Here is a 14,962-nt window from a genome sequence, read left to right as displayed (position 1 = left end):
GGAGTTCCAGCCTAATCTTCCGATCCGACCCGACGAGCCCGAAGGAGCGGCGTGACCACCGAAGACATGCTCGATGAGCGCTACGGCCGCCGCCGCTCCCCCGCGCGTGGATGGATCATCGGTGTCGGCGTCGCCGTCGCGGTCGCCGCCGTCGGCCTGTTCGGCTGGACGACGGTGCAGAGCTCGCTGAACTCGGTCGAGGCGAACACGACGTCGTTCGAAGTGGTCGACGAGCACTCGGTGACGCTCGGGTTCCAGATCAGCAGTCCCCCCGGCGCCGCGGTCGCGTGCGCCATCGAGGCGCAGGACCAGGAGCACGGCGTGGTCGGCTGGCGGGTCGTGGAACTGCCGGCGTCCGAGCTGCATGCGCGGGCGTTCCGCGAGGCGATTCCGACGACCGCGCTCGCCACCACGGGCTTCGTGAACCAGTGCTGGGTGCTGCCCGGGTGAGTTTGTCCGAACAGGCGCGGTGACGTAGTCTGACGGGAACATCAGTGAAATCGCGCCCTGGCCGTGAGCCGGGGCGTTCGGTTTATGCCCGCGCCGGTCTGGATGGCGGCGGGCCCAACGAAGGAGTCAGCCGTGTCCACCGACGCCCCCGTGACCTTCCTCACCCAGGACGCCTACGATCGCCTGGCCGCCGAGCTCGAGCACCTCTCGACCACCGGCCGCGAGGAGATCGCGAAGCGCATCGAGGCCGCGCGCGAAGAAGGCGACCTCAAGGAGAACGGCGGCTATCACGCCGCCAAGGACGAGCAGGGCAAGCAGGAGGCCCGCATCCGCACCCTCCAGCACCTGCTCAAGACCGCGACGGTCAGCGAGGCTCCCGAGAGCAACGGCGTCGTCGAGCCCGGCACGGTCATCACCGCGATCGTCGCGGGCGGCGAAGAGGTGTTCCTCCTCGGCAACCGCGAGATCGCCGTCGGCTCCGAGCTCGACGTGTACAGCGAGGCCTCGCCCCTGGGCGTGGCGATCCTCGGCCGCAAGGAGGGCGAGAAGACGTCGTACACCGCGCCCAACGGCCGTGAGATCGCCGTCGAGATCGTCAAGGTCGAGACCTACAACGGTCAGTGACCCGCGGCGGCCTCCGAGAGCGCTCTGAGGCCGCCGCACCCGGCACGCTAGTCCGGGACCACTGTGGGCGTGTAGCCCGCGTTCTCGAGCACCGTGATGACGCGGGCGCGGTGCTCCTCGCCGCGCGTCTCCACGCTCAGCTGCAGGATCACCTCGCTGATCTGGATCCCCTGCCCGTGGCGGGTGTGCAGCACCTCGATGACGTTCGCTCCCGCGATCGCCAGGAGCTCCGACACGCGCGCCAGCTGGCCGGGCCGGTCGGGCAGCGGGATGCGCAGCGTCATGTACCGGCCGGATGCCGCGAGCCCGTGCGCGACGACGCGCTGCAGCAGCAGCGGGTCGATGTTGCCGCCCGAGAGCACGGTCACCGTCGGGCCTGTCGCAACGACCTTGCCCGCCAGGATCGCCGCCACGCCGACGGCGCCCGCCGGCTCGACGACCTGCTTGGCGCGCTCCAGCAGCACGAGCAGGGCTCGGGCGATGTCGTCCTCGGACACCGTCACGACCTCGTCGACGAGGTCGCGGATGATCTCGAAAGGCAGATCCCCCGGCCGCGCGACGGCGATGCCGTCGGCGATCGTCGGCGACGTCGGGATCTCGAGCGGATGCCCGGCCTCGAGCGACGCCGGGTACGCGGCGGAGTTCTCGGCCTGCACGCCGATCACCCGCACCGTGCGGCCCTCCGCGGCGGCGCGCGCCTTGACGGCGGCGGCGACGCCGGCGATGAGCCCGCCCCCGCCGATGCCGAGGACGACGGTGTCGAGGTCGGGGACCTCGTCCATGAGCTCGAGGCCCAGGGTGCCCTGACCGGCGATGACGTCGTGATGGTCGAACGGGTGGATGAAGACGGCCCCGGTGCGCTCGGCGAAGTCCGCCGCGAGGCGCAGCGGCGTCTCGACCGTGGAGCCCTCGAGCACGACGTCGGCGCCGTACCCGCGCGTGGCGAGCAGCTTCGGCACCGGCACGCCGAGCGGCATGAAGATCGTCGCGTGGATGCCCAGCGCCTTGGCCGCGAGCGCCACGCCCTGGGCGTGGTTGCCGGCGGACGCCGCCACGACGCCGCGCGCGCGCTCCTCGGCGGTGAGCCGCGACAGCCGGTAGGTCGCCCCGCGGATCTTGAACGACCCGGTGCGCTGCAGGTTCTCGAGCTTGAGGTGCACCGGAACGCCGAGCACGTCGGACAGGTGCTGAGAGGCGTCGAGCGGCGTGTGCGCGATGACCCCCTCGAGGGTGGCCGCGGCATCCGCGAAGTCCGCGAGCGTCGGCACGGCGGACGCAGGCGACGGGGCCCCGGGCGACGGGGCGGCGGGCACGGACTCGGCCGCCTGGTCGGCGGAAGACATGGCGGTGGTCACGAACGGACTCTCCTCGGCCGGGGGACGGTACTCCAGATGAGGTCCCCGGTGGGTCTGGCGCCGGTCTCCCACGCGCGTTCGGCAAGGTAGACCGCGACGACGTTCACGAACGCGGCGAGCGGCACGGCGAAGAGGGCGCCCGGGATGCCGGCGATCATGGCGCCACCGGCGACCACGAGCACCACCGCGAGCGGGTGGACCTTGACGGCCGAGCCCATGAGGAGCGGCTGGAGCACGTGCCCCTCGAGCTGCTGCACGCCGAGGACGACCACGAGCATCCACAGCGCGATCCAGGGGCCGTTGTAGACGAGCGCGAGGAAGACGGCGACCGCGCCGGTGACGACGGCACCGACGATCGGGACGAATGCGCCGAGGAAGACGAGCACGGCGACCGGGATCGCGAGGGGCACCCCGAGCAGGGCGGCGCCGAGGCCGATGCCGACGGCGTCGATCGTCGCGACGAGCAGCTGCGTGCGTGCGTAGTTGACGACGGTGATCCATCCGGCGCGGCCGGCGCCGTCGGCGGCGGGTCGGGCCTTCTTCGGGAACAGCCGCAGGGTCCAGCGCCAGATGCCCGCGCCGTCGGCGAGCAGGCACAGCAGGATGAAGAACGCGAGGACCCCGCCGGTGACGACGTGGCCGATGGTGGAGCCGATGGCGAGCGCGCCCGACCACAGCAGCTCGGCCTGCTGCTGCAGGAACGTCCAGCCCTGTGCCAGCAGATCGTCGATCTGCTCCTCGCTCAGGTGCAGCGGGCCGTCGATGAGGTACTGCCGGAACTGCTCCACTGCCGCGACGGTGCTCGCCTGCACCGAGTCCCATTGCTGCATGATCTGCCACACGACGAGCCACATCAGCCCGCTGACGATCGCGATGGTGCCCACCACCGAGATGACGATGGCGAGCCACCGCGGCACGCGGCGCCGCAGCATCCAGGCGAACGCGGGCCACAGCAGAGCGGTGATGAGGATGGCGATCAGGAGCGGGATGACCAGCAGCTTCAGCTGGATGACGAGCCAGACGCCGATGCCGATCGCCGCCGCGACGACGATCAGGCGCCACGAGTACGCGGTCGCGACGCGGAGGCCGCGCGGCACGGCCGCGGACGTCTCGGTGGAGACGATCCTGCTGCGGTCGCGGACGGCGTCGAAGATGGAGCCGCGGGGCTTGTCGTCGGAGCCGCTCATTGGCCCAGTCTAGGCGCGGCGCATTCCGCGCCGGTCATGAACGGCGGCGGTGCGATGTCGGCGGCCCGGGCTACGCTGACGCGCGTGAAGTCCTCTCTCAGCGCCGCAGAGGCGCGCCGCGTGGCTCTCGCCGCCCAGGGGTTCGCCAGGACCCGCCCCGCCGCCGCGGGCACGCGGCAGCTGAACGGCGCGCTGGCGCGCATGGCGACGCTGCAGATCGACTCGGTGAACGTCTTCGCCCGTTCGCACTACATGCCGCTCTTCTCGCGTGTCGGCGCCTACGACACCGCCGCCCTCGACCGTCTGCTGTTCGACCGCCGCTCCCCGTACGTCGAGTACTGGGCTCACGTGGCAGCCTTCATCCCCGCGGCCGATTGGGGACTGTTCGACTTCCGCATGCAGGCGCTGCGTGCGAAGTACAGCAGCAAGCCGGGCGGCTGGTTCGACGCGAACCGCGACATCGTCGACTGGATGCGCGACGAGCTCGCCGACCGCGGGCCGCTGCGCCCCGCCGAGATCGAGCACGATGCGAAGGAGAGCGCGCGCGGGCCGTGGTGGGACTGGGACGTCGTCAAGCAGGCCCTCGAGTACCTGTGGATGTTCGGCGAGGTGGCGATCGCGGGCCGGCGCGGCTTCGAGCGGAGGTACGGGCTCGCCGAGCAGGTGATCCCGCGTCACGTGCTCGAATCACCGGTCCCCCGCGACGAGGCGATCCATGAGCTCGTGCGGCGCGCTGCCCGCGCCTACGGGGTCGCGACCGCCGCCGACATCGCCGACTACTGGCGCATCGCCGACCGCAAGGCGGTGACGACCGCGCTCGGCGACCTGGTCGACGCCGGCGAGCTGCAGCCGGTGTCGGTCGAAGGGTGGACCACCGCCGGGCGACCGGCGAAGGCGTGGCTGCACACCGACGCGGTCGTGCCCCGCAAGATCGACGCCGCCGCGATCCTGACGCCGTTCGATCCCGTGGTGTGGTTCCGCGATCGCGCCGAGCGGCTCTTCGACTTCGAGTACCGCATCGAGATCTACACGCCGGCGCCGCGGCGGCGCTACGGCTATTACTCGCTGCCGGTGCTCGTGGGCGACGACATCGTCGGCCGCGTCGACCTCAAGGCCGATCGCGCGGCCTCGCGGCTGCTCGTCCAGTCCGCGTGGTGGGAGCACGGCAGGCCGCTCGACGCGGCACCCCGCCTCGCCGACGAGCTCCGGCTCGCCGCCGCCTGGCAGGGGCTCGAGTCGATCTCGGTATCGCGCTGGGGCGACGCCACCGACGACCTCGCGCGGGTCATGCCCGAGGCGGCGCGCCACGAGGCGGGGCCGTCGGAGCCGGTGCCGCTCGCCGCCGACGAGCCCGGGGGCGAGGCGCGCGACCTCGACGTCGAGGAGCTCGTGGGCTGATCCGTCCGTAGGGCGGATCAGGCGCCCGCGCCTACGATCTCGAGCCCGAGCCAGCGCGCCAGGTCGTCGATCTCGTCGCCGACGGCGGTGCGCACCTCTTCGGAGAACGGCTCGTCCTCGTGCACGGCATGCACGCGGAGCACGCCTGCCTTGCGATCAGCCTTGGCATCGAGCTTGCCGACGAACCGGTCGCCGTGGAGGATCGGCAGCGCGAAGTAGCCCCACCGGCGCTTCGCGGCCGGTTTGTACATCTCGAGCAGGTACTCGTAGCCGAAGAGCTCCTCGAGCCGGCGCCGGTCGAACACGGCGCGGTCGAAGGGCGACAGCAGCGCCGTGCGCCCGGCGAATCGGTCGACGACGGCCAGGGCGCCGGGATCGACGCGCCACACGCCGTCGACGCCGTCGACCACCGCCTCCTCACCGATCTCGCCGACATCGATCGGCTCGAAGGGCTGAGCGACGCCCTTGACCCGCGCGATCCCGAGCGACGCGAGACGGCGCTCCGCGCGCTCGCGCGCGGCCTCCGCGTCGGTCAGCTGCGGAACGTCGGCGGGGTACACGCGGTCGGCCACGTCGAACAGGCGGCCCGCAGCATCCCGCGACGACACCGCCGCCTCGCCGCACAGCACGAGCATCTCGAGGAGCTGCATCGCGTTGCGGTTGTTCGTCCAGCCGGACGACCGCCACGACACCTGCGCGGTGTCGGGGATCTCGGCAGCCCGCAGCGGCCCCTCGGCACGAAGCCGCGCCAGCACCTCGCGGCGGAAGACGTCGTTGGCCGCCAGCCACTCCCGCGCCTGCGCCGACCCGGGGCGGCGCCTCATCTCGGGCAGGAGCAGCGCGAGGTCGGTCATGGCGCGGAAGAAGCCGCCCCACTCGAAGACCGCGCGGTCCTCCTCGAACAGGCGCACGAAGTCGGCCGGCTGGTAGGGCCACCCGAGCCGGCTCCACAGGATGAGGTCGGCGCTCGGTGCGATCGCGGCGGTCGGCTCGATGTTGACCACCGTGAGCGCGTCGATCGTCTCGACGATGCCCGCCGGCCGCGCGACCGTGAGCAGTTGCCCGTGCAGGGCGATACGGCGCGCCTGTTCCCGCGTCAGACGGTGGACCATCCCCCGACGTTACCGCCGGCGCACGACACGGTTCGCCCGCTGGGCCTCAGAACTGCACGCGGGGCGGTTCGGAGATCGCGGCGCCGTCGATGACCTCGAAGAACTCGCGCTCGTGGAAGCCCAGGTTGCGCGCGAACAGGTTGTTCGGGAAGACCTTGATCTTCGTGTTCAGCTCGCGCACCCCGCCGTTGTAAAACCGGCGCGATGCCTGGATCTTGTCTTCGGTGTCGACGATCGACTGCTGCAGCTGCAGGAAGTTCTGGCTCGCCTGCAGCTGCGGATAGGCCTCGGCGACGGCGAACAGCGACTTCAGCGCCTGCTGCAGGTGCCCCTCGGCGACACCCGCCTCAGCCGGGCCCGTCGCCGACAGCGTCTCGGCCCGCGCCCTCGTCACGTTCTCGAAGACGGCCTTCTCGTGTGCGGCGTAGCCCTTCACAGCCTCGATGAGGTTCGGAAGCAGGTCGGCACGCCGCTTGAGCTGCACGGTGATGTCGCTCCACGCCTCGTCCACTCGCACATTCAGCTGGACGAGGGAGTTGTAGGTCGCCCAGAGATAGATGCCGACGATGACGACGAGCGCCACCACGATGAGGACTGGGATCAGCCATTCCATTGCCGAGGCTCCGTTCGATAGTGACCTCATCCTACCGACGCGAAACCCCCTCGCATGTGGGGTATTCCCCGACTCTCAGCCTTTATGCACCGAGCACACGATCCAGGTAGGCGTTGCGGAACAGCCGCTCCGGGTCGAGCCGGTCGCGGAGCGCCGTGAAGTCGTCGAAACGCGGGTAGCGGGACCGCAGCTCGTCGGCGCCGAGCGTGTGCATCTTGCCCCAGTGCGGACGTCCGTCGAAGCCGAGCATGATCTCCTCGACGGCCTCGAAGTACTCCGTCGGATCCTCACGCCAGTACCGGTGCACCGCGATGTACCCCGAGTCGCGGCCGTGCGCGGTCGACAGCCACCGATCGTCCGCGGCGGCGACCCGCACCTCGACCGGGAACCCGACCCGCCAGCCGCGCTCGTCGATCAGCGCGCGCATCGCCTCGAAGGCCGGGCGGAGGTTCTCGACCGGCACCGCGTACTCCATCTCGCGGAACCGCACCGAGCGGTTCGTCGCGAAGACGCGGGCCGAGGCATCCGTGAACTCCCGATTGCCCCAGATCCGCGCCGAGAGCCGGTTGATCGGCGGCACGAGGGCGGGGACCGCCGCGCCGGCCGCGCACGCGAGCTGGTGGACTCCGGTGCCGACGAGCGTGTCGTCGATCCATTTCCCGACCGCAGGGATCGGATGCCGCGGTGCGCTCTCGGGGAGCCGCGTATTCGTCTTCGTCATCGCGCGGTCGGTGTGAGGGAACCAGTAGAACTCGAAGTGATCGGCCGCCGCCGCGCGCTCGTCGAGGGCGCCGAGCACCTCCTCGAGGTCCTCGGACTGCTCGACCGCGTGCAGCACGAAGGCCGGCACGCACTGGATCGTGACCTCGACGAGGATGCCCAGCGCACCGAGACCGAGCGCGACCGCCGGCACCAGCTCGGGATTCTCGTCCTCGCTGACCGTGAAGAGCTCGCCCGACGCCGTCACCAGGGTCGCGCCCACAACCTGGCCCGCGATGCCGGTGAACCGCTCGCCGGTGCCGTGGGTGCCCGTCGAGATCGCGCCGGCGATGGACTGCCGGTCGATGTCGCCGAGGTTCTCCATCGCGAGGCCGAACGGCGCCAGCAGCCGCGGGACCTCGTGCAGGCGCGTGCCCGCGAGGAGCGTCACCCGGGCACGGTCGACGTCGACCGACACGAGCCCGCTCAGGTCGCGCAGCTCGAGCAGTGCGCCGGGTGCCACCGCGATGCCGGTGAAGCTGTGCCCGGCGCCGACCGCCTTGACCGGCATGCGCTGCGCCGCGGCCGCGACGACCGCGCGCTGCACCGCAGCGACCGTGCGCGGGAACTCCATGCGCTGCGGCCGCACGGACTCGGTGCGGCCCCAGTTGCGCCACATGCCGCCCGGGCGGGTCACAGGAACGCCTTGCCTTCGCCGCGGTAGGTCGCCACCTCCCCCACGCGGGTGTCGCCGTCGACGAGGTGGTAGCGGTCGACGCGCTCGGCGAGCTCGCCGCTCTTGGAATGCCGGAACCACACGCGGTCGCCCACCCGGAGGTCGCGGGCCGCATCGCCGCGCAGCGGCGTCTGCACCTCGCCGGCGCCCTCGCGCGGCGCCATGCGCAGGCCGGCGGGCCACACGGCGCGGGGCTGACGCGACTCGAGCGCGGGCCCGGAGGCGATCCACCCGCCGCCGAGCACGGTCGCGACGTCGGGAGCGGGCTTGCGCACGACCTCGAGCGCGAACGCCGCGGCGGGCGCGGGGTCGAACGCGCGGTAGCCGTCGAACAGGTGGCCGGCAAGCAGGCCGCTGCCGGCCGTGACCTCGGTGACGGACTGATCGGATGCGGTGAGCTCGAGGGAGCCGGTCCCGCCGCCGTTGACGAACTCGAGCGGGGCGATGTCGCGCAGCGACGACACGATGGCGCCGCGGCGCTCGAGCAGCTCGGCGGCGGAGCGGCGCTGCATCCAGCGGATCATGGCGTCGCCGGAGCCGGTCGCGTCGCCCTGCCCCGCGATCTGGGCCTCGTACATCATGAGGCCCACGAGCCGGAAGCCGGGGCGCGCGGCGATCGCACGTGCGAGCGCGGCGACCTCCGCGGCCTCGTGCACCGGCGAGCGGAGCACGCCGATGTGACCGAGGGCGGGTGCCCGCCACGAGGCGTCGGCGTCGATCGCCACGCGGATCTCTGGCCGCGTGCCGGGCGCGGCGACGGCGTCGACGAGGTCGAGCTGCGCAAGGTCGTCGACCATGAGCGTGATCCGGGCCGCCGCGGTGTCGTCGGCGACGAGCGCCGCGATCGCGGCGCGGTCGGCCGTGGGGTAGCCCAGCACGATGTCGTCCATCGCCTCGGCGAGCCACAGCGCCTCGGGAAGCGTGAACGCGAGCACGCCCTGATAGCCGGGAAGCGCGAGGACGGCGTCCAGCACCGCCCGCACGCGGACGGACTTGGTCGCGACGCGGATGGGCACGCCGCCGGCGCGCACCACGAGGTCGAGGGCGTTGTAGCGCAGCGCCTCGGCGTTGATGGCGGCGACGGGGCCGCTGACGTCGGCCAGGGCATGGGTCATGGCGTCCCAATAGGACGCGGGGCGGTCCCACGGCTTCGTCGCCGTGGGCATGGACAGCAGATCGAGACTCATACGGCTCGCTTCGGGTGCGTGCGCATCGCCCCAGCCTAGAGCGCCGGGGGCGGTATCTCCGACCGGCTGTGGACGGCCTCGTACCCCCGGTGGGATTCGAACCCACACTTGAGCGAGTTTAAGTCGCCTGCCTCTGCCGTTGGGCTACGGGGGCGGATCGCGTGCCGAGAGAACGCGAATGCCGCAGGCTCATCTTCTCAGACGAACCTGCGGCATCCGTTCGACGTCAGTTGGCGGCGACCTTGTCGGCGTCGGCCGCGGCCTTCGCCGGTGCCTTGCGCGCCGGCGCCTTCTTGGCGGGCGCGGCCGCCGGAGCGGCCTTGTCGGCGGGCGCCTCGACCGGCTGCGGCGGACGCGGGCGCGCGGCGAACTCTTCGAACACGTAGCGCGGGTTCTGGACGGTCGACAGGTTCACCATGTCGCGGCCGAGCCAGAAGTTGTTCCACCAGCCCCACAGGACGCGCCACTTGCGCTCCCACGACGGCATGGCCAGGCCGTGGTAGCCGCGGTGGGCGAGCCACGCGATCCAGCCCTTGAGGGCGATGTTGCCCGACTGGAACACGCCGACCCACAGGCCGAGGCCCGCGACGGCGCCCAGGTTCTTGTGGATGTACTGGCGGGGCACCTCGCCGCGGAGCACCGCGACCAGGTTCTTCGCGAGGAGCTTCGCCTGACGCACGGCGTGCTGGGCGTTGGGCACGCAGTAGCCGCCCACGCCGCCGCCGGTGAGGTCGGGCACGGCCGACACGTCGCCGGCGGCCCAGGCGCCCTCGACGACCTCGTCCTCGGTGCCGACGCGCAGGTCGGCGCGGGTGCGGATGCGACCGCGCTCCTCGACGGGCAGGTCGCCGCCGCGCACGACCGTCGGGTTCGCCATGACGCCCGCGGTCCAGATGATCAGGTCGCTGGGGATGGTCTCGCCGGTCGACAGCTCGATGTTTCCGCCCACGGCGCCCGTGACCTGCGTGTCGAGGTGCACCGAGGCACCGCGCTTCGCGAGGTTCTTGAGCACCCACTCGCTCGTCTTCAGCGAGACCTCGGGCATGATGCGGCCCATCGCTTCGATGAGGTGGAAGTGCGTGTCGTCGAACGTGAGCTGCGGGTAGCTCTTGACCAGCGAAGAGGCCAGCGAGCGCAGCTCGGCGAAGACCTCGATGCCGGCGAAGCCACCGCCGACGACGACGACGGTGAGCAGACGGTCGCGCTCGGGGCCGGCGGGAAGCGTCGACGCCTTGTCGAAGTTCGACATCAGGCGGTCACGGATCGCGACGGCCTCTTCGATCGTCTTCAGGCCGATCGCGTTGTCGGCGATGCCGGGGATCGGGAAGGTGCGCGAGACGGCGCCGGCGGTGACCACGATCTGGTCGTAGGCGAGCTCGTACGGCTCACCCGCGATCGGCGTGATGGTGGCGACCTTCTGGGCGTGGTTGATGCCGGTCACCTTGGCGGCCACGATGTTCGTCTTCTTCAGGTGACGACGCAGGGCCACGACGGAGTGGCGGGCCTCGATCGAGCCGGCGGCGACCTCGGGGAGGAACGGCTGGTAGGTCATGTAGGGCAGCGGGTCGACGATCGTCACGTCCGCTTCACCCTTGCGCAGATGCTTCTCGAGCTTCCAGGCCGTGTAGAAGCCTGCGTATCCGCCACCGACGATGAGGATCTTGGGCACGGTGTTGGTCACGGTTTGGAGTTCTCCTCCTGTGTCAGCGGCTCGGCGCGCGGGACGCCAATCGGATGCGTCGGACAGCAGCGGTGACGCCGAGCGCCACCAGTATAGCCGTCGTGGTGACCAGCAGGAGCGGGAGCGTGCCGTAGATGACGGTGTCCCGATCGGGAAGGAGGGGCGACACCGTGCGGGTCGCGGGGTCGGCGTCGGGCAGCGCCGGAACCTCCACGGGAGCGGCCGGCTCCTCCGGCAGTGGCGCGACCGGCGCTCGGCGATACAGGCGGACCCAGTCCTCGAGACTGCCCATCGGGTTGGCGGTCACGCTCGGGACGCTCGCCGTGACGGCGGCCGCAGCATCCACCAATCCGTAGCCGTAGAGCAGGTCCGGCACTGCCGTCGCGCCCGCCGCGGGGTGGGCGGTCTTGATGATGCGGTTGATGACGTTGTTCGCATCGAGCTCGGGGTGCGCCGCGCGCACCAGGGCCGCGATACCCGCGACGATGGGGGCGGCGCCGCTCGTGCCGTCCCAGGACACCAGCGTCGAATCGGCCGACACGCCGATGAGCTCCTCGCTCGGCGCCGAGACGCCGATGGTGATGCCCTGCGTCGACGCCTCGACGCTGGCCTTGCCCGACCGGTCGACGCCGCCGACGGTCAGCACGCCCGGGATCGTCGCGGGAGCGCCGACGCGCGTCGTCCCGCTCCCCCGGTTGCCCGCCGCCACCACGATCACGACGTCGTGCTCGAACGCGTACAGGAACGCGTCGTCCCAGCTCTCGGGCCAGTCCGGCACGTTGGTCGTCAGCGACATATTGATGACGTCCGCGCCGTTGTCGACCGACCAGCGGATGGCGTCGGCGATCTGGTCCGAGAACGGGCGCTGCGCCGACGACCCGAACGCGACCGACACCGACAGCAGCTGCGCCTCTGGGGCCACGCCGATCATGCCGGAGTCCGGGCCGGTGCCCCGGCCCGCGGCGAGCGAGGCGACCCAGCTGCCGTGGTCCTTGTCGACGGCACCGACGGGCGTGCGCCCATCGGGCGAGCCGGCGCCCGAGACATCCGTGCCGCCGGCGACCGCACCGGCGAACGCCACGGGTCCGCGACCGATCCCGGTGTCGATGACCGCGATCTTCACGCCGGCGCCGCGCGTGGTCTGCCACGCCTTCTCGACGCCGTAGTCGCTCAGCCAGTACTCGGCGTCGCGCACCGGGTCGCCGGCCGTGCCGGCTTGCGCAGCCGGCGGGGCGGCCGTCGCCGCCGCGGGGGCGGCCGTGACGAGGGTCATCGCGACCGCGGCCGCGCCGACCCCGGCGACCAGGCGCCGGATCATCCGCCCGTTCCCGGCTCTGCGCAGACGCAGCGCTCGGGCGACCACGACGACATCGCCAGCGCACGATCGCCGATCGGGTTCACCCCGGGCCCCGCGGCCAGCGCGTGACCGGCGAGGGCGTGCAGGCACTTCACGCGCGTCGGCATGCCGCCGGCGGAGATGCCCGCGATCTCTTCGACCTCGCCGAACTCGGCGCGGTCCCGGAGATAGGCCTCATGCGCGCGCAGGTAGGCGGCGGCCACCTCTTCGTCTTTGGCGAGCTCGTCCTGGAGCCCGCGCATGACGTGGTCGGCTTCGAGCACCGACATCGCGGCCGTCGCCGCAGGATGCGTGAGGTAGTAGAACGTCGGGAACGGCGTGCCGTCGGGGAGCCTCGGCGACGTCGCGACGACGGTGGGATTGCCGCACACGCAGCGGGCGGCGATGCCGACGACGCCGCGCGCGGGACGACCGAGCTGTTCGCGGAGCACGGCCAGGTCGGCGTCGCTGACAGGGGGGTACGGCGGGGTCGTCACAGAGGTGCTCCTTGGTCGGGCTCAGATTACCGGCGCCACCTGGGATGGTCCTGGACCGCGCCGCGGACGGACGTACCGCCGCGCTCCGGGCGCAGCGACGCTCACGGCGTCGGGACGGTCACGGTGTCGGGACGGTCGTGGGTTCGGGTTCGGGGTCGGGCACGCCGACGGTCAGCGGTGCCACGGTCTGCGCGAGCCCGGCCTCGGTGACCGAGCGCACGAGCTTCGACATCCAGTCGGCATCCGCGGCCTGCAGCTCGTCGCTCACGGGGCCCTGCTCCTGCGGCGCGAGCTCGGGCGGAAGATCGTCGTCGACGAGGTAGACGACCTCACCGGGCTTCACGTAGTAGAGCCGCTCGCGCGCCTGGGTCGTGATGTAGGCGGGGTCCTGCCAGCGGTCGCGCTGCGATTCGAGCTCGGCGACCTCGTCGCGGCTGAGCTGCACCGACGCCTCGAGCGCCACCACCTGCTGGCGCTGATCGACGTAGGTGCCGATCGTGGGCACGAGCACGAACGCCGCCAGCACGACCAGGCCCAGCATGATCACCATGAAGCCGGAGAGACGGATGCCGCCCAGCCACGCCCGCACGTCGACCGGGGGTCGCGCGCTCACCGGGCGGCGACGCGGCGCGCCGGCCCCGGGGGTACGAGAAGAGGGAGCCGTCGTCTTGACCACGGCTCCCTCCTCTCGTCTCAGAACGCTGTCAGCGCATCAGCCCTTGAAGCGGGGGAACGCTCCGCGGCCCGCGAACACCGCGGCCTCGCCGAGCTCCTCTTCGATGCGCAGAAGCTGATTGTATTTCGCGACGCGCTCGCTGCGGGCGGGCGCGCCGGTCTTGATCTGACCCGCGTTGACGGCGACCGCGAGGTCGGCGATCGTGGTGTCTTCCGTCTCACCCGAACGGTGCGACAGCATCGAGCGGTAGCCGTTCTGGGTGGCGAGCGCGATCGCGTCGAGCGTCTCGGACAGGGTGCCGATCTGGTTCACCTTGACCAGCAGCGCGTTGGCGACATCGAGGTCGATGCCCCGCTGCAGGCGCTCCGGGTTGGTGACGAACAGGTCGTCGCCGACGAGCTGCACCTTCTTGCCGATCTTGTCGGTGAGGGCCTTCCACGCGTCCCAGTCGTCCTCGGCGAGGGCGTCCTCGATGGTGACGACGGGGTAGTTCGCGACGAGGTCCGCGTAGTAGTCGGTCAGCTGCTCGGCCGACCACGACTTGCCCTCGACGGTGTAGACACCGTCCTTGAAGAACTCCGTCGCGGCGACGTCGAGACCGACGGCGATGTCACGCCCTGGCGCGAAGCCCGCCTTCTCGATCGCCTTGATGAGGAAGTCGAGACCCTCGCGGTTGCTGGGGAGGTCGGGGGCGAAACCGCCCTCGTCGCCGAGGCCGGTCGAGAACCCGGCGGCCTTCAGCTCGCCCTTGAGGACGTGGTATACCTCGGTGCCCCAGCGCAGCGACTCGCCGTAGGTCTCCGCGCCGATCGGCGCAAGGAAGTACTCCTGGAAGTCGATGCCGTTGTCGGCGTGCTCGCCGCCGTTGATGACGTTGAACAGCGGCACGGGCAGCACGTGCGCGTTCGGGCCGCCGAGGTAGCGGAACAGCGGCAGGTCGGCCGAGTCGGCGGCGGCCTTGGCGACCGCGAGCGAGACGCCCAGGATCGCGTTCGCGCCGGTGCGCGACTTGTTCTCGGTGCCGTCGGTCGCGATGAGGATCTCGTCGACGAGACGCTGCTCGCTCGCCTCGACGCCCTCGATCGCGGGGCCGAGCTCGTCGATGACGGCCGCGACCGCCTTCAGCACGCCCTTGCCGCCGTAGCGGCTCTTGTCGCCGTCGCGCAGCTCGTACGCCTCGAAAGCGCCGGTCGACGCGCCCGAGGGGACGGCCGCGCGCTGGACGATCCCGTCGTCGAGCAGCACCTCCACCTCGACGGTCGGGTTTCCGCGCGAGTCGAGGATCTCGCGGGCTCCTACAGCCTCGATCTGTGCCACAGGGGGTCTCCTTGCTTGGTGGAGGGTGGTTCGTCGGAGCGTCGTCGGTCCGCCCCCGAGTCTAGTGATGACGGATGCCGCGGCCAGAGGCATC

General features: G+C 71.6%; 14 protein-coding genes and 1 tRNA gene. 3 read left to right on the top strand and 12 right to left on the bottom strand.

From position 1 onward, the window contains the following. Window positions 1-51: 51 nt before the first annotated feature. Both ACFC1I_RS16825 and greA read left to right on the top strand, forming a co-directional pair. Window positions 52-450, top strand: a complete 399-nt coding sequence (locus tag ACFC1I_RS16825) for a DUF4307 domain-containing protein (protein ID WP_376011873.1) — start codon at window positions 52-54, stop codon at window positions 448-450. Between the two features lie 132 nt (window positions 451-582). Continuing rightward, the gene (gene greA, locus ACFC1I_RS16820) at window positions 583-1,074 is read left to right on the top strand and encodes a transcription elongation factor GreA (protein WP_045296735.1); all 492 of its coding nucleotides are present in this window, start codon (window positions 583-585) and stop codon (window positions 1,072-1,074) included. 47 nt (window positions 1,075-1,121) lie between these two features. Here greA and ilvA read toward each other — a convergent pair whose 3' ends face one another. Both ilvA and ACFC1I_RS16810 read right to left on the bottom strand, forming a co-directional pair. After that, the gene (gene ilvA / locus ACFC1I_RS16815) at window positions 1,122-2,417 is read right to left on the bottom strand and encodes a threonine ammonia-lyase (RefSeq protein ID WP_376012110.1); all 1,296 of its coding nucleotides are present in this window, start codon (window positions 2,415-2,417) and stop codon (window positions 1,122-1,124) included. An 8-nt stretch (window positions 2,418-2,425) separates the two neighbouring features. Then, a complete protein-coding gene (locus ACFC1I_RS16810; RefSeq protein WP_376011870.1) occupies window positions 2,426-3,616 on the bottom strand; it encodes an AI-2E family transporter in 1,191 nt (396 codons plus the stop codon). A gap of 84 nt (window positions 3,617-3,700) precedes the next feature. Here ACFC1I_RS16810 and ACFC1I_RS16805 point away from each other — a divergent pair, with 84 nt between their 5' ends. Further along, entirely contained in the window at window positions 3,701-5,014 is a 1,314-nt protein-coding gene (locus ACFC1I_RS16805) for a winged helix-turn-helix domain-containing protein (RefSeq protein ID WP_376011867.1), read from the top strand. A 17-nt stretch (window positions 5,015-5,031) separates the two neighbouring features. On the opposite strand, the gene ACFC1I_RS16800 is transcribed toward ACFC1I_RS16805, so the two are convergent. From ACFC1I_RS16800 to eno, 10 genes are all read right to left on the bottom strand, one after another. Next, entirely contained in the window at window positions 5,032-6,126 is a 1,095-nt protein-coding gene (locus tag ACFC1I_RS16800; RefSeq protein WP_376011864.1) for a DNA glycosylase AlkZ-like family protein, read from the bottom strand. Window positions 6,127-6,172: 46 nt separating this feature from the next. Beyond that, on the bottom strand, window positions 6,173-6,739 hold the full coding sequence (locus tag ACFC1I_RS16795) for a LemA family protein (protein ID WP_376011861.1): 567 nt from the start codon (window positions 6,737-6,739) through the stop codon (window positions 6,173-6,175). An 82-nt stretch (window positions 6,740-6,821) separates the two neighbouring features. Beyond that, entirely contained in the window at window positions 6,822-8,135 is a 1,314-nt protein-coding gene (locus ACFC1I_RS16790) for a D-arabinono-1,4-lactone oxidase (RefSeq protein ID WP_376011859.1), read from the bottom strand. Continuing rightward, window positions 8,132-9,361, bottom strand: coding sequence for an alanine racemase (locus tag ACFC1I_RS16785; RefSeq protein WP_376011857.1), 1,230 nt, complete (start codon window positions 9,359-9,361; stop codon window positions 8,132-8,134). The genes ACFC1I_RS16790 and ACFC1I_RS16785 overlap by 4 nt, the downstream gene beginning before the upstream one ends. A gap of 81 nt (window positions 9,362-9,442) precedes the next feature. Beyond that, window positions 9,443-9,515: transfer RNA gene (locus ACFC1I_RS16780), tRNA-Leu, on the bottom strand. 72 nt (window positions 9,516-9,587) lie between these two features. Further along, window positions 9,588-11,030 (bottom strand): NAD(P)/FAD-dependent oxidoreductase, encoded by a 1,443-nt coding sequence (locus tag ACFC1I_RS16775; RefSeq protein ID WP_376012108.1) that lies wholly within the window; start codon window positions 11,028-11,030, stop codon window positions 9,588-9,590. 34 nt (window positions 11,031-11,064) lie between these two features. Further along, window positions 11,065-12,360, bottom strand: coding sequence for a S8 family serine peptidase (locus ACFC1I_RS16770; protein ID WP_376011854.1), 1,296 nt, complete (start codon window positions 12,358-12,360; stop codon window positions 11,065-11,067). After that, window positions 12,357-12,875, bottom strand: a complete 519-nt coding sequence (locus tag ACFC1I_RS16765) for a DUF501 domain-containing protein (protein ID WP_376011852.1) — start codon at window positions 12,873-12,875, stop codon at window positions 12,357-12,359. Before ACFC1I_RS16765 ends, ACFC1I_RS16770 begins: the two co-directional genes overlap by 4 nt. 118 nt (window positions 12,876-12,993) lie before the next feature. Continuing rightward, a complete protein-coding gene (locus ACFC1I_RS16760; protein ID WP_376011850.1) occupies window positions 12,994-13,551 on the bottom strand; it encodes a septum formation initiator family protein in 558 nt (185 codons plus the stop codon). 36 nt (window positions 13,552-13,587) lie between these two features. Beyond that, complete coding sequence (gene eno, locus ACFC1I_RS16755) at window positions 13,588-14,868, bottom strand: phosphopyruvate hydratase (protein ID WP_376011848.1); 1,281 nt, start codon at window positions 14,866-14,868, stop codon at window positions 13,588-13,590. Window positions 14,869-14,962 lie beyond the last annotated feature (94 nt).

This window comes from Microbacterium sp. NPDC056044 (assembly GCF_042267145.1).
Lineage (GTDB): Bacteria > Actinomycetota > Actinomycetes > Actinomycetales > Microbacteriaceae > Microbacterium.
This window is presented reverse-complemented; position numbering and strand designations above follow the sequence as displayed.